We start from the raw sequence: 13,197 nt of genomic DNA on the forward strand, positions 1-13,197 counted from the left end.
CGGCCCCGGGGGTCTGCCGCCAAGCTCCCCGGGACCGGTCCGGGCGGCGGTGCGGCCGTGTGACATATCGGCTGGCCGCGCCGCCGCCTGGGTGCCGCACCCCCGGGATTGTGTTTTCCCCGCCCCGGGGTGCGGCGTTGGGTGGGGGCGGCGGCGCGGGGACGACGGGAGAGAGGTCCACACCGCGCGGCCGCCCCCGGCTCACCAGTCCCAGTCCTCGCCGGTGTAGGTGAAGCGGTCGAGCAGCCGCGCCAGCCACCCGCGGCGCCGCGGCCGCTCCGGGCGCTTCGGGGGCCCGGGACGCTCGGGCCGTTCGGGACGCTCGCGACGCGGGGGGAGCGGCGCGACGCGCTGCGGCTGCGGCGGGGGCGTGGGCGGCGACCAGATGCCGGCCACCATCCCACCGGTCCCCGGCACGGGCGGTGACTGCGGCGGGTGGATGGGCCGCACGCCGGCGGCGGCCAGTCGCTGCTCCAGCTCGGCGGGGGTGGCCGCTTCGAGCAGCTCGTCACCGACCGGGTGGCTGGTCGGCCGCAGCACCATCGCCATCCACGACGCGTTGAGGTTGCTCCACCACAGCAGCACTCGCGGGTACCGCGCGTGCAGCTGCGCCTCAATGGCGGCCGTGTCCCACTTCACCGGCACCGCGTGCACCGTCGCCGCGGTCACGACGACACCGCCGCGTCCTCAGCCTCCTCGGCCTGCGCGGCCCCCTCGGCGAGCCGGGCGAGGAACCCCAGCAGCAGCACGGCCGCGTCGTCCAGGTGCTCGTCGTCGGCCTCGGCGATCGGCGTGCCGTCCGACGTGAAGAACCACAGCTTGCCGCCGTCGTCCTCGCGCTCCCGGCAGGTGATCGTCTCCACCGCGCCCGGCGTCACCACGGCCGTCCAGGCCTCGGTCTCCACGCCGGCGAGGGTCAGTTGCTCGGCGAGCGCGCGCAATCGGCCATACTGATCCATGAGTCGGACCTCCGTTGTCCGGCGAGGCCCCGGGGTCCCGCTGCCCACCAGCGGCCCGGGGTCGAATGGCGTTTGTGCCATCCGTCACAGACGATCCACCCGCCGTCACACACGAGGCCAGACGTTTGCCACTGTTTGCCGCTATGCGCGGCAACAGTCAGTCCAGCTTGTACTCCTCATGCGGGATTGCCCGCTCCCAGACCTGCTCGAAGGCGGCGACAACCTGGGCGACACGTCGCGGGTCGGAGGTGTACTCGAACTCCGGTACGTGGTCACCGTTCCCGGCGTTGAAGTTGAACACGACCAGGCGCTGGTCGTACATCCACAGGTCCGAGTGCGGCAGCATGATGCCGGATGCCTTCCGGCGCGGCAGCCAGCGGACTTCCTCACCGGCCCGGATGTTCTCGTCGGTGACCATGTGCTCCCACCGGATGTAGTCCGACACCGGCTCGGAGACGACCCGGGCCCGGCGCACGCGCACGCCGCGCGCCACCGCGTCGCCGATCAGCCGTTCCCACCGGCCGCCGTCGTCGACACGCCCCGAACCGCCGGCCTTCCAGTCCTCGAACCCCGGGGACGGGCCGTAGTGGTCACGCATCTCCAGGTGCACCGCCGACCGCGTCGCGCGGGCGAGCAGGTCGGCGAACGTCGGTTGGCCGTGGCCGTGCCGCTCGTCGTAGTCCTGGCCGACCGCGTCGAGGATCATCTGCCTCATCGAGGCGGGCAGCCAGACCACGGCCTCGTCGTCGGCGATCGCGCCGTGCTCGCCGACCAGTGCGAGAACCGCCGGATCCGTGATGACGCGGCCCTGGAACAGCAGGTCGCCGGTGTTGGGGTCCACGAACACGGCGGGGCAGTACTCCTTGTCCGAGTCGGGATCCTGGCCGACGAAGTCGAGGGCGTTGATGTCGTGCACGGCCACCTCCTTGTGATCGGGCTGAGGTCCAGGATCGACCATCGCGACCCCTACAGCGGCCGGTCAAGAGCCTCCAGGGCCCCATTGATAAGCGCCCGCGCTGCGTCGCCGTGGACTGCCAGGGACCACATCCGGTCCCAAGCCTCGGCGTACAACCGAATCTCGGCGGGCTGGGTGAACTGGACGTATCCGCCGGTCAGCTCGACCGCCACCAGGTCGGCATCGGTCATGGTGAACGACTCGGCGGGGATCACCCCGGCCCGGTCGATGTCGCGCGGGATGATGCCGAGGGACACTGTCGGCCGGTGCATCGCCGACAACAGGTGCCGCAGCTGCTCCCGGTGCACTTCCACCGGGCCGGGCCTGTACCACAGGACGTCTTCCTCCAGCAGGAACAGCCATCGCGCGTCGGCCCTGTTTAGGCACTCCTGCCGTTCCATACGTGCCTGCACGGCCTCGGCAACGTCGTCCAGATCGAGATGCTGCTCCATGCGCGCCCTGGACAGGTAGAAACCCGTCATCGCTGGCGTCTGCATCAGGCCGGGGACGACGCGGTTCTGGTAGACCCGCATGACCTTGACTTGCCAGTACTCGTCACGCAGGCGCTCCTGGCGGGCTTTTAGGCCGGCGCGGTTGAGCTGCCGGTGGGTCTGCCACATGCTCGCGACTGTGCGCAGCTCGGCGAGTAGCTCGGCCGTGCGTTGCGGCGGCACCCCGCATACCTCGCACCAGGTGCGTAGGTCCTCGGCAGAGATCGGCCGATGCCCGTGCTCGATCCGGGACACCTTCGATACTCCGGCCGTCCATCCGGCCCGGTGTGCCAGCTCGCGGCCGGTCAGCCCGGCGTCCTGGCGGATCTCGCGAAGTTGATCGGCGAGACGCTGTCGGGCTGCCTGCGCCGATGACGAGACAGGAGGTGGCATAGTCCCAGCTTCTACCCGGAGACAGTCGATCAGGGCTCTGTATTTGCCGGAGGTTGCCGGGATCCGGCGGCCGCCTACTCGGCGATGCCCAGGACGTACGGCAGGGTCGCGAGTGCCGGCCACGCGTCCCACAGGCAGATCATCGCGGCCACCGTGCAGTGTCCGATGATGAGCAGGACGGCGCGGTGTAGGCAGTCGCGCCAGATGTCGGCGGCGCTGTGCTCTGGCTCGGTCCAGGGTTGTTCGTTGTCCTCGTAGTAGACGAGGTAGGCCGTGCGGGTGTCCTGCTGGGTGCGGCGGCGGGCGCGCCAGGCGAGGTGCCGCATTCGGAGGCGTCGGCCGGCGCGCTCCAGGCGTTCGCGTTGGGCCAGCCATGCCGGGTCAGGAAGGACGGCCATGGGGGTCTCCTCGGTGGGGAGACCAGGTCCCGACGCGCCGCAATCGGCCGGTTTTTAAAGCATCTGATTCGCCGTACGTAGGTGAGTGGCGATCTGCGTATTTCCAGGGCCGCACATAGGTGGATCTGCGATAATCCGTAGTCAGATGCTCTATCCATTGAGCTACGGCTGCCTGGCCGGAGACAACTGTACCGGTTGAGGGGACCAGTCCGCGAATCGGTTACCGAAGTCGTGTGTGGGCGGGGTCGTGGAACCGTTCGGGAGGGCGGCGCGCCAAAGGGGGAGTCGAGACACATGAGGCTCGCGAGGTCTACGGGGCCCGTGGGTCAACCCCCTCTGAAGGAGTACCTCCCATGCGCATGTCAGCCGCCAAGTTCGCCGGCGTCCTGGTCGTCGGTGGCGCGCTGCTCTCCACCACCGCGTGCGGCCTGGTGGGCGGGGAAAAGAAGGCCGCCTGCGACAACATCGAGAGCGAGCTGAAGTCCCTGACGTCCGGCGGGGCGCCGGCCACCTCGGGTTCGGCGGCCGCGAGCAGTGCCCAGAAGTGGAGCGACGCCGCGGCCAAGATCCGGGCCGAGGGGCAGAAGGCGGGCGGCGACGTGGAGTCGGCGGCGACCCGCTTCGCCGGGGACCTGGACAGCACCGCGACCATGCTGCGCAACCTCAGCTCGGGCAACCTGTCGGCGGGCGCCCGGCCGAACACCAGCTCGATGATGCAGAACGCGCAGGACCTCGGTAAGGCGTGCGGGTTCGCCAACACCGGCTTCCGGTTCGGCTGACCACAGGCGCGCCCGTCTCCCGGCGAGGCCGCGGGAGACGGGCGCCGTCCCATGGCCGGATCCGGCTATGCTGTGGAGGGGCTCAGGGCTCTTTGCCGGTTGGTGCGCCAGCCGGTAACCTGTGCTCCAGCTTGGAGGATTCGCCTAGTCCGGTCTATGGCGCCGCACTGCTAATGCGGTTTGGGCTTACCGCCCATCCGGGGTTCAAATCCCCGATCCTCCGCCACTGACCTGCGGGGATGCGTCGCACTACGCATCCCCGCAGGTCGTTTCATGTCGAGTGGTTGCGGTTCTGGTTGCGGTTCAGCCCCCGGACGTGCCCCACAGCGCCCCGCCAAGCCGTGCCGCAGCGTCGCGAACCTGGGGCTCGGCTACCACCGTGTAGCGCTCCGTCGTGGTGACGCGAGCGTGGCCGAGGATGTCTTGGATCACCCGGATGTGGATGCCCTGGGCGGCCAGCAGCGCGCCGGCCGTGTGCCGGGCGTCATGGAGACGGCCGTCATGGACACCCGCACGCCGCAGCAGCGCCTTCCACGCCTTCCAGTCCTCCGTTCGGTCGAGCGGTCGCCCGTTCCGTTGGCAGAAGACCAGCCCCCAGTCTTCCCACTCCTCAGCGCGCTCCCGTTCGGCCTTCTGCTGTTCGGCATGCTCGCGAAGCTTCGGGAGGAGTTCGGGCGGGCACATCAGCGGCACCTTCCTGCGCCCCTTACGCGGCCGGAACACCGGTTCGCCTCCGGCGCGCTTCGGGCAGCGGTGAGCGTGCCCCGTGCAGTTCTCGGGACACGGACGCTTGGGGCACACATGCCCGGACTTCGTACACCCCGGCCGACATCCGGGCTCATGCCGATGGACCTTGCACCGCTTCGGGCACTTCGGACGGTGCCACTTCTCCCCACATTGGTGCGGATCGGCGCAGCCGTGACGCCATGCGGCTTTCTGCAACTGAAACCATGGTCTGATCTCACCGGTTTCCAGGTCGATATCAGACCAGCGCAGGCCGATCACTTCGCCTTGCCGGAGGCCCAGCGCCAGCGCCACGGACCACCGGGCCGAGTTCCGTCGGTTCTCCGCGGCTTCCAGAATCCGGCGGGCTTCGTCCAGGCTGAACGGCTTGGCTTCGTAGTCCTCCGCAACCGGCGCGTCCATCATCTTCGCGACGTTCCGCCCCAGCCGTTCCCGACGAACGGCGATGGTCAGAGCGCGGGAAAGAATCCGGTGAACCTTGAGCACCGTGCTCGACTTGAGACCGGCCGCGTACATCGCGCCGTATGCGGCTTCAAGGTGCTCGGGCAGCAACCGGTCAAGGCGGTGCTTGCCTAGCAGCGGAGTGATCCACAGACGGTTCTTGCTTCGGTAGTCGTCCAGCGTGCGCGGCGCCATCTTTCCCGACGTCACCAGCAGCTCGCAGACGGAATCCAGATACGTCGTCATCCATTCCGCGACAGTCGGCATCTTCCCCGGCTTGGTGACGTTGCCCGCGTCGCGCTGCTGTTCGAGCTTCCGAACCTTCTCCGTGACCTCCGTTTCGCTTCTCCCCGTGCGGTGGCGACGGTCGGGGGACCCATCTGGTTTCACGCCCATGGTGACCCAGCCGTGCCAACGCCCATCGGCTTCGCTGTAGAAGATCGAAGATCGACCATTCGGCTTACGGGTCCGCTTCGTCATCAGGCGGCGGCCTCGGCTTCCTGTTCCAAACGGGCGATGTACTCGGCGATGGCGGTTCCCGGGATGCGGCGGGAACGCCCTTCGGTGACGTACCGGAGACGGCCCCGCTCCATGAGCGCGTAGATGGTGCCGCGTGAGAAGCGGAGCAACGCCATGGCTTCGGGGACCGTGTAGAGGCGCATGGTCGGCGGGACGTCTCCGAGGTGATCCGGCAGTGTCACGGGCTTCACGACGTGCTCGCTTTCGTGCCGTGTCGGCGGTACGGGGTGAACGTCCGGGAGAGATGGCGGCTTGTCCGCCGGTCTCTGGTGGGAGGGGCTGAAACATCTCCGCATCTCCGCATCTCCGCAAACATGGCGGTGACCTGCGATGATGCGTGCGGAGTTAGAGACGGTGGGGCTCTGGTCATCTCCGCAATCGGGGGTTCATCTCCGCACGGGTTGCGGAGTTGCGGAGATGGCCGACTTCCGGTCTCCGCTATCTCCGCACGTGTTTGTGCTGGTGGGCGGGGTGTGTGCGGCGTTGCGGAGATGCGGAGATGTTTCAGCGGTCTTCCGGTCGGCGTCGGCTCAGGCATGGTGTTCGACCCAGAAGACGTTGCGGTCGCCGCGGTCGTTCTTGGCGCAGCGGATCACGTAGTCGCCGCGCCACCGCCCTACCTGGCCGGTCAACAGGCGGCCGAGGGCGAGCACGTTGGGCGGGCGGCCGGTGTGGGTGGTGATGAACTGGCCGTCCCACGGGTCGTGTTCGTCGGGGCCGATGCGTTCGGGTTCGCCGGAGCGGCGTAGTTCGGCGGCGGTCATGGGCTGGGAGCCGTGGAGGCGGTGCCAGCAGGCCAGGAACGCGCGCCAGCGGGTTTCGTCTTCGTCGATGTCGCGGACCTCGGCGGCGTTGGCCAGGAACCCGTCGATGCCGTGGTGGGCCAGGAACCCGCCGAGGGCTTGGGCCCAGGGGGTGAACTGCCGCATGGCCATGGTGTCGGCGCGGGGCGCGCCGCGGCGGGTCCAGTCCAGGACCAGCACCAGCAGGTGCCACAGCACCGTCATCTGGTTGGCGGGGACGGTGATCCACTGGTCCAGGTGCGGGATGCCGAAGCGGCTTTGGTCGCGCTGTTCGGGCCGGGGCATGTTGGGGTCCAGGTGGACGCGGACGGTGCGGGAGGCCATGTCTCCGCCGACCTGGAGGTTGTTGCCGGTGGCCATCCACAGCCGGTCGTTGACGGTGGCGATGTTGCGGGACGCGCCGAGCTGTCGGTCGGACCACACGCCGGCGGTGACGAGCAGGGCGAGGGTGGCCGAGTCGATGACGGTTCCTTCGGCGAGGTTGTCCCACACCACGACGCCGACCTGTTCGGCCAGGACGGCGGTGATGCTCTTGCGGAGTTCTTCCTCGGTGTAGGCCCAGGGGATGACGCGCTGGCCGTAGAGCATGCCGGGGCCGCCGGTCAGGATGCTCTTGCCGGAGGCGGGCATGGTCGCATCGATCAGCGCGAACGGGGTCAGTGAGCGGGTGAAGTGCCGCAGGATCGGCGTCACCAGCAGCGCGATGTAGTTGGCCCGGTCGGCGGGGCTGGACCAAGGGAAGTCGCGCAAGAACCGGTTGAGCAGGAAGTCACGGGCGGTGTGGACCTGCTCAGGGGTGGGTTCGTCGGGGACGGGCGGCAGCGCGACTTTTGAGGCCAGGTAGAGGCCGGTGGCGGGGTCGTAGCCGGGGCGTTGCAGCAGGGTGCCGTCCCGGCGCAGCACGGGCGCGCCGATCACGCCGCGCAGCGGCGGCACGTCCGGCCAGGTCTTACCGGCCAGCACCGAGGCGAGGATCTCCCGCGGCGGGGTGACCTCCTCCTCGAACGTTTCGACTCCGCCGTCGCTGGTCTTGCGCGAGCGCACCCGGTGCACGTAGGCGTGTTCGGCCAGCAGTCCGGCCAGGGTGGCGGGGGTGATGGTGCTGGCGGTGACGGGCAGCGGCGAGTCTTCGTCGGCGGCCGGGCTGGTCTGACTGCCGGAAACGGTCTCCATGTGCACCAGGGCCCCACCGGAGACGTAGGTGTCGGGTAGCGCGCCGGTGCCGAGGGCGGCCTTGAGGACGCGGATGGTCTCGGGCCCGGATCCGACCTTGAGACGCCGGGGGTTGCTCGTGGGCGGGTTGGTCGCAGGTGGCGGGGTGGTCATGCGGGCACCCTCCGGGGACGCTCGGCACCGGCCCGGAACCCCGAATGGATGGTGCGGCGGGCTGCTGCCTCGGTCTGCCCGGTCTGCACGGCGGCGTTGACCAACAGTTGCTCGGTGCTGGCCGGGTCCAGCGCGCCGCCGGCCACGAGCTGGCCGAGGGCGACGGCGGCGCCGTACAGGGTGGCGTTGCGCCGCCCTTGGGGGGCGGCGGCGACCGCCTCCAGGCTGGCTTTGATCGCGGCGTCCAGGTAGGCGGCGCGGCGGCCGGTGGCCAGGTGCACCACCACCGGCCGTTGCGGCGGCCGTGGTGCCGGGCGCAGCCGTTCGGCCAGCCAGCCGGGCAGTGGCGCCGGGTCGGGGGTGTGGATTGGCACGTAGGCCCCGGTGCCGTCGGGCAGATCCACGAAACTGCCGGGGCCGACCACGTACCCGCCGGCCCCGCGGGTGTCGACCTTCCACCCCAGCCCGTTGCCGTGATCGTCGGAGGTGTTGCCCAGCCGCACCCCCTCGGGGGTGGGGTCGGGGGCGGTGAAGTACAGGTGGAACCCACCGCGGCGGGTGCGGACCTGGAACGTCTCCCACGGCACCGGCTGCCCGGCCTCGGCGCAGACTTCGGCGAACACGTCCGACCCGTCGTTGATGCCCGGGAGCGCCCACCGGCCCGGCGGGACCTCGCCCGGCTTGGGCACGTCCAAGTCCACCACCAGCAGTCGGGACGGGCCGCATGCGATGCCGATGTTGTAGGGGCGGTGGGCCCACATCCGCCGGATCCGGTCGGGGTCGGTGGTCGCGGCCTGCTTCCAACGCACGCCCTTGACCGGCACCTTGTCTCCCATGGCAAGGGGGAACACGTGCCAGCCGCGGGCGGCGGCGGCCAGCGCGTACCGGACGAGGGTGTCGGCGGTCGGTGGGGTCACGTCATTTCCTCCCTGGGGGTGTCGGGCGGGCGGCGAGCCAGAGCGGGCTTTGAGGGTGGTGCCGGGCATCGGGTGCCTCCTCAGGTGGCCTGATGTCAGGGCTGTAGCCGGGGGGTGGCGGCCCTTGCACAGGCCCGGTTTTGCGGGTGCTGGCGGGGTGTCGCTAGGCCGCTGGTGTGCAGGTCAGCGGGCCTATGAGGGGTTGCTAGGGCTAGCGGGGTGGGGCGCTGGTCCAGCGAGGCGCCCAGCGGTCCCTACGGGCGCTTGCGGGCGGCCTCTTCAAGCGCCGTGCGGTCGACACCGCGGCGGTTGACGCGCTTGCCGGTGGCCGGGTCGACACGCTCCAGTTGGCGGCGCTCGACCCCGGCGGCCTTGAGGGCGTTGCCGAGGTCGACCGGGGACCAGTCCCCGTACAGGTCGGGGTGTGCCTCGGCCAGGCGGCGCACCAGGTGTTCACTCCACAGCGCGTCCTCACCGGGCCGGAAGGCGGCCAGGGCGTGGTCCACCAGGGTCTCGGTGGTCTGGATCGCCTCGACCTCCCCGGCCGCGACGCCGGTCAGGGTGCCGGCGGCCTCCCGTAGCTGGCGCGCCCGGTCGGTGATGACGTCGGCGCCGGGGTTGTCGATGTAGTAGGTCCGCACGATCTGCGGATCGTCGGCCTCCCCCACCAGGTAGCCGATGCCCAGGTCGGACCGGGTGAACGTGGTCGCACGGACCCCGTTCTTGTACATCGAGGTGCCCAAGATCATGTCGTTTTCGGTCTGGCCCATCACCCGCAGGCAGAACCGGGTCCCGGCCAGGCTGGACACCGCCGTGGGGATCGCGGTCTTGTCCGGCCGCTGGGTGGCCAGCATCAGCATCACGCCCATGGCCGGACCGACCCGGATCAGCGTCTCGGCGGCCTTGGCGGCGTCCTCTCCGTACTCGGGGTGCTGGAAAAGGTTCTGGCATTCGTCGATCGCGATGACGACCGGGTGCAGACCTAGGTCGCGCCGGTCGGCTATCTGCCGTGTGATCTTGTTCTCGGGGCAGATCGACGGGGGCAGCTTGCGAAGCTTGTCAGCGCGGGGCTCCAGGTCGGCGGCCAGTTCCACCAGCGAGTCCCGGCATGCCCGGATCGCCTCATCCGACAGGCCGGATGCGTAGTGGTGGGCGACCTTGGCCAGCGGCGCCAGGTCCCCGGTGCCCTTGAGTTCGAACACCCGCATCTCCACCGAGGGGTCCAGCGACACCCCCAGCAGCAGCACCCGCAGCGAGAACGTCTTGCCGATGCGCGGCATGGCCCCGATCAGCGCGTTGGAGAACATCAGCGTGACCTCGACCGGGCGGCCCAGGTGGTTGACGCCGAACGGGACCGGCTTGAACACGTCGGCGGCGCCCTGCTCGGCCAGCGGCCAGCGCGGCATCCGCAGCTTGCGCAGCGGCTGGTCCCCCACCCACAGCACCAGGCGGCCCTCGTGCGCGTCGGGGTCGGGCAGCGGCCACACGCACCCCAGGTTGCGGCGCAGCCCGGACGCCAGCCGTTCCCGCTTGGCCACGATGTCGCCGACCGTCACACCCAGCGGCAGGTCCACATCGGCGCGCCAGCCGGGGCCGTCGCGGGTCGGGTCGGCCGCAAAGGTGATGCCGTCCCCTCCGGACGACAGCGCCTTGTTGATCTCGGCATTGCCCAGCGCGCCCAGCGCCTTGACCACCATGGACGGGGTGAGCTTGGGCGCGGCGCCCTCGGTGATGCGGGCGCGGTCGATGATGGCCCGGTCGATGGGCCGTCCGACGTAGGCCAGGGTGAGCAGAGCGGCCAGGGCCAGGACGTAGGGGGCGGCCGGCCACAGCACGCACGCCGTCCCGGCCGCCACCACCGCGGCGCCCGCGATGCCGCCGGACACCTGCAAGCGGGTCCTCACCCGGTCGTTACGCTGCTTGGCCAGCGCCAGGTACGCCGAGGCGTCCCCGCCCTGGACCGCCTTGGCGCGCAACTCCCGGGCCTCGGTGTCGAACACCCAACCCGCCCACCAGCGGACCGACCGGAACGCCCCACGGGGAGCCCACAGCGCCACGCGGACGGCGTAGCGGGGAACGCGGACGGCCTGCCAAGCCGCCTCATGCCCGTAGTAGCGGATTGCCCAGCGAATCGCCTGGTCACGCTCACGCGAGTCAGTCAGCCACACCGGCAGGACCGGGCGCGGCTTGACCGGCTGCTTGTAGCGGACGATGCGGCCCTCAATCACGTCGTCCTGCGCGTGGTCTGCGGGCCTGGCCTGGACGGTGTCCGGGGCGGCGGTGTCCGGGGCGGGCACCACCTCCCCGCCCGGGGTGTCATCACCGGCCGCGGCCCGCCGGTGCTTGTCCAGCGGCACCACGTCGGCTGTGTGGTCCTCAGGAAGCGTCATGCTGCTCTCCTTTGCTGGTCAGAACAGGGACATCTGGCCGGCGCACGTCGCACACGGCTCCCAGGGCCGCCGGTCGTGCGCGCGCCGGTCGCGGCACTGCTGGTAGACGGGCACGCGCGGCAGCGCCGACACGTGCGAGTCCAGGTCGTACTGGGCCAGACGGCGGGAAGCGTGCGCCTCGCCCTGCTGCCCGCACGTGCAGCACATCCGGTACGTGGCGCCGTAGTCGTCGGCGCCCTGCTCGATGCTGGGCCGGTGCCGGACGACCATCACGCGGCCTCCTCGCGCAGCGCGTCACGGACGGCGCGGGCGGTGTCCATCCCGCACCGCAGCGCCTGGCGCAGCGCGTTCGCCGACGGCTCGGCGGGCAGCTCCCCGGCCGCGATCAGGCCGCGGGCCCGCTCGGTCAGCTCGGCCACGTCCACCCGTACGGGCGGGTTACCGGACGCCCGGTCGGCGGGCGCGTTTGCGCTGTACGTAGGGGCAGTAAGGCCACCGGTAGGCCCGTGGTCCAGGCGGGAGAAAGCACCGAGGATGATCGGGAGCGCGGTGACGATCGCGACCGCCACGACCGGGCCGAGGATGTGCAACACCAGCCGCGACACCGAGAACTCGGCGGCCACCCCGGGCAGGTACGGCCAGGCGTTCATCCCGACCGTCAACCCCAGGAACAGCCATTCGATCCGGTCAAGCTGCTTGCTCGCGATCGGCTGGCCACGAACGCCCATGTAGGACTTGGCGCCCACGACCACCAGCAGCGCCAGCGACATGAACGGCTCGACACACCAGGCGAACAACCACCCCGGCGACCACGCGGGCGCGTCGCCGGCGGCGAACCGCTGGACACCGGCCGTACTCCAGGCCAGCGCCAGCGCGAGCGCCAGCATCGCCGCGGCCACCAGGACCCGCCGCATCCGCGCGGCCTGCCACGCCCGCATGGCGGGGTCCTGCGCCAGGGCGTGCAGTCGGGCGGCCTCGTGGGCGGCGCGGCGCCGCTTACGCACCTTGGGCGTGTCGAGCGTCAGGGGCGTGTCGTCGTCCTGCAACTCGGCCAGGCGGTGCGCCTCGGCGACCTCGGCCCGCAGCCGCCGGACCCGCCGAGTCTCCCCGGACGGCCCGTCCGACGCGGGCGGGTCGGTGTCGGCAAGGGGCTGGGCGGTGGTGACGTCGCCGACCTCGGCCAGGTGCCGCTCCAGGGCCGCAATGCCCCGTTCGATGTCGTCGGGGTCCGGCGCGTCGGGGCCGGGAATCCGCGTGTTCATCGCGGCACCCCCGTCCCGGCCGGGCCGCCGGCCACCGCGTGCAGCAGACGCGCCGCCACCTCGGCCAGCCAGTCGAGCAGCAGCGCCGTACCGGCCAGCGGCAGCGCCAGCAGACGCAGCAGCAGCACTGCCAGGACCAGGCCCAGCACGGCCAGCACCGCCAGCGCACCGGCGCCCCGCAGCATCTCCGCCGTGGTCATGACGCACCCCCCGCCGGGTCGAGCGCGGACAGCACCGGCGCCAGCCGCGCGTCCAGCAGCGCGGCCAGCCGCTTCACGGCTGCCTGGGCGTCGGCGACGGTCAGCGCGGCGGGCGCGTCCTGCGGGAGGTACAGGTCACCGGCGCCGATGGCGAACACCAGCAGGACGCTGGGCAGCATCGCGGGACGGTCCGCCAGGTCGGCGTCCCCGGGGATGTGGTAGCCGCGCAGCGTCGGCCAGCCGGTGTCACGGTGCCAGTCGGCGAACCCGCGCACGTTCCGCAGCGCGTTCGGGCGGGGGGTGGCCACCTGCACCCGGGTGATCAGCGAACCGTCGTACTCGCTACCGGTGAAGGTGACCGACTGCACCCGCTCGGCCGCCCACTCCAGGTATGGGGGTGCCATGATCGGGGAGGTGGCGACCTCCCACGCGGCGCGGGCGAACTCGGCCGGATCGGTGGTGACCGCCTCGCCGTCCCAGTCGGTGAATCGGTCGGCGTTCTGCCGCAAGTAGGCGCCGTAGCGGCTCACGCCGTCCGACGCCCGCTCGCGGTCGTCGGTGTCGTTGAAGACGAACAGCATCGGACTTTCCTCCAGATGGTCGCGGGTCTGGCGTTCCAT

At 70.9% G+C, this 13,197-nt stretch carries 15 protein-coding genes and 1 tRNA gene; 2 read left to right on the forward strand and 14 right to left on the reverse strand.

Annotated elements, in window-relative coordinates; genetic code table 11:
* Positions 1-201 precede the first annotated feature (201 nt).
* The 5 genes from ABD811_RS05115 to ABD811_RS05135 form a co-directional block, all read right to left on the reverse strand.
* Positions 202-669, reverse strand: coding sequence for a hypothetical protein (locus tag ABD811_RS05115; RefSeq protein WP_344941509.1), 468 nt, complete (start codon positions 667-669; stop codon positions 202-204).
* Positions 666-959 (reverse strand): hypothetical protein, encoded by a 294-nt coding sequence (locus tag ABD811_RS05120; protein ID WP_344941512.1) that lies wholly within the window; start codon positions 957-959, stop codon positions 666-668. The genes ABD811_RS05115 and ABD811_RS05120 overlap by 4 nt, the downstream gene beginning before the upstream one ends.
* A 157-nt stretch (positions 960-1,116) precedes the next feature.
* Complete coding sequence (locus ABD811_RS05125) at positions 1,117-1,875, reverse strand: DUF6879 family protein (protein ID WP_344941515.1); 759 nt, start codon at positions 1,873-1,875, stop codon at positions 1,117-1,119.
* 50 nt (positions 1,876-1,925) lie between these two features.
* Entirely contained in the window at positions 1,926-2,798 is an 873-nt protein-coding gene (locus tag ABD811_RS05130; protein WP_344941517.1) for a helix-turn-helix domain-containing protein, read from the reverse strand.
* Positions 2,799-2,872: 74 nt separating this feature from the next.
* On the reverse strand, positions 2,873-3,196 hold the full coding sequence (locus tag ABD811_RS05135; protein ID WP_344941520.1) for a hypothetical protein: 324 nt from the start codon (positions 3,194-3,196) through the stop codon (positions 2,873-2,875).
* Positions 3,197-3,549: 353 nt separating this feature from the next.
* Here ABD811_RS05135 and ABD811_RS05140 point away from each other — a divergent pair, with 353 nt between their 5' ends.
* Positions 3,550-3,975, forward strand: a complete 426-nt coding sequence (locus ABD811_RS05140; protein WP_344941523.1) for a hypothetical protein — start codon at positions 3,550-3,552, stop codon at positions 3,973-3,975.
* Between the two features lie 133 nt (positions 3,976-4,108).
* Positions 4,109-4,201: transfer RNA gene (locus ABD811_RS05145), tRNA-Ser, on the forward strand.
* A gap of 77 nt (positions 4,202-4,278) precedes the next feature.
* Here the strand turns inward: ABD811_RS05145 and ABD811_RS05150 are convergent.
* From ABD811_RS05150 to ABD811_RS05190, 9 genes are all read right to left on the reverse strand, one after another.
* Positions 4,279-5,640, reverse strand: a complete 1,362-nt coding sequence (locus tag ABD811_RS05150) for a tyrosine-type recombinase/integrase (RefSeq protein WP_344941526.1) — start codon at positions 5,638-5,640, stop codon at positions 4,279-4,281.
* A complete protein-coding gene (locus ABD811_RS05155) occupies positions 5,640-5,870 on the reverse strand; it encodes a helix-turn-helix domain-containing protein (RefSeq protein WP_344941528.1) in 231 nt (76 codons plus the stop codon). Before ABD811_RS05155 ends, ABD811_RS05150 begins: the two co-directional genes overlap by 1 nt.
* Before the next feature lie 339 nt (positions 5,871-6,209).
* Positions 6,210-7,808 carry a hypothetical protein gene (locus ABD811_RS05160; protein ID WP_344941531.1) on the reverse strand — a complete coding sequence of 533 codons (1,599 nt, stop codon included), beginning with the start codon at positions 7,806-7,808 and terminating at the stop codon, positions 6,210-6,212.
* Positions 7,805-8,725, reverse strand: a complete 921-nt coding sequence (locus tag ABD811_RS05165) for a bifunctional DNA primase/polymerase (protein WP_344941534.1) — start codon at positions 8,723-8,725, stop codon at positions 7,805-7,807. Before ABD811_RS05165 ends, ABD811_RS05160 begins: the two co-directional genes overlap by 4 nt.
* A gap of 254 nt (positions 8,726-8,979) precedes the next feature.
* Positions 8,980-11,115, reverse strand: a complete 2,136-nt coding sequence (locus ABD811_RS05170) for a cell division protein FtsK (RefSeq protein ID WP_344941537.1) — start codon at positions 11,113-11,115, stop codon at positions 8,980-8,982.
* 18 nt (positions 11,116-11,133) lie between these two features.
* Positions 11,134-11,388 carry a hypothetical protein gene (locus ABD811_RS05175; protein ID WP_344941540.1) on the reverse strand — a complete coding sequence of 85 codons (255 nt, stop codon included), beginning with the start codon at positions 11,386-11,388 and terminating at the stop codon, positions 11,134-11,136.
* A complete protein-coding gene (locus ABD811_RS05180; RefSeq protein WP_344941543.1) occupies positions 11,385-12,377 on the reverse strand; it encodes a hypothetical protein in 993 nt (330 codons plus the stop codon). Before ABD811_RS05180 ends, ABD811_RS05175 begins: the two co-directional genes overlap by 4 nt.
* Positions 12,374-12,577, reverse strand: a complete 204-nt coding sequence (locus ABD811_RS05185) for a hypothetical protein (protein WP_344941546.1) — start codon at positions 12,575-12,577, stop codon at positions 12,374-12,376. Before ABD811_RS05185 ends, ABD811_RS05180 begins: the two co-directional genes overlap by 4 nt.
* Positions 12,574-13,197 (reverse strand): hypothetical protein, encoded by a 624-nt coding sequence (locus tag ABD811_RS05190; protein ID WP_344941548.1) that lies wholly within the window; start codon positions 13,195-13,197, stop codon positions 12,574-12,576. Before ABD811_RS05190 ends, ABD811_RS05185 begins: the two co-directional genes overlap by 4 nt.

Origin of the sequence: Actinomadura miaoliensis, from assembly GCF_039536785.1 — a bacterium.
Lineage (GTDB): Bacteria > Actinomycetota > Actinomycetes > Streptosporangiales > Streptosporangiaceae > Spirillospora > Spirillospora miaoliensis.

Coding starts and splice junctions, on each gene's coding strand:
- ABD811_RS05190 (WP_344941548.1), bottom strand. CDS start 13,197: ATGGAACGCCAGACCCGCGACCATCTGGAGGAAAGTCCGATGCTGTTC.
- ABD811_RS05150 (WP_344941526.1), bottom strand. CDS start 5,640: ATGACGAAGCGGACCCGTAAGCCGAATGGTCGATCTTCGATCTTCTAC.
- ABD811_RS05185 (WP_344941546.1), bottom strand. CDS start 12,577: ATGACCACGGCGGAGATGCTGCGGGGCGCCGGTGCGCTGGCGGTGCTG.
- ABD811_RS05160 (WP_344941531.1), bottom strand. CDS start 7,808: ATGACCACCCCGCCACCTGCGACCAACCCGCCCACGAGCAACCCCCGG.
- ABD811_RS05140 (WP_344941523.1), top strand. CDS start 3,550: ATGCGCATGTCAGCCGCCAAGTTCGCCGGCGTCCTGGTCGTCGGTGGC.
- ABD811_RS05120 (WP_344941512.1), bottom strand. CDS start 959: ATGGATCAGTATGGCCGATTGCGCGCGCTCGCCGAGCAACTGACCCTC.
- ABD811_RS05130 (WP_344941517.1), bottom strand. CDS start 2,798: ATGCCACCTCCTGTCTCGTCATCGGCGCAGGCAGCCCGACAGCGTCTC.
- ABD811_RS05170 (WP_344941537.1), bottom strand. CDS start 11,115: ATGACGCTTCCTGAGGACCACACAGCCGACGTGGTGCCGCTGGACAAG.
- ABD811_RS05135 (WP_344941520.1), bottom strand. CDS start 3,196: ATGGCCGTCCTTCCTGACCCGGCATGGCTGGCCCAACGCGAACGCCTG.
- ABD811_RS05180 (WP_344941543.1), bottom strand. CDS start 12,377: ATGAACACGCGGATTCCCGGCCCCGACGCGCCGGACCCCGACGACATC.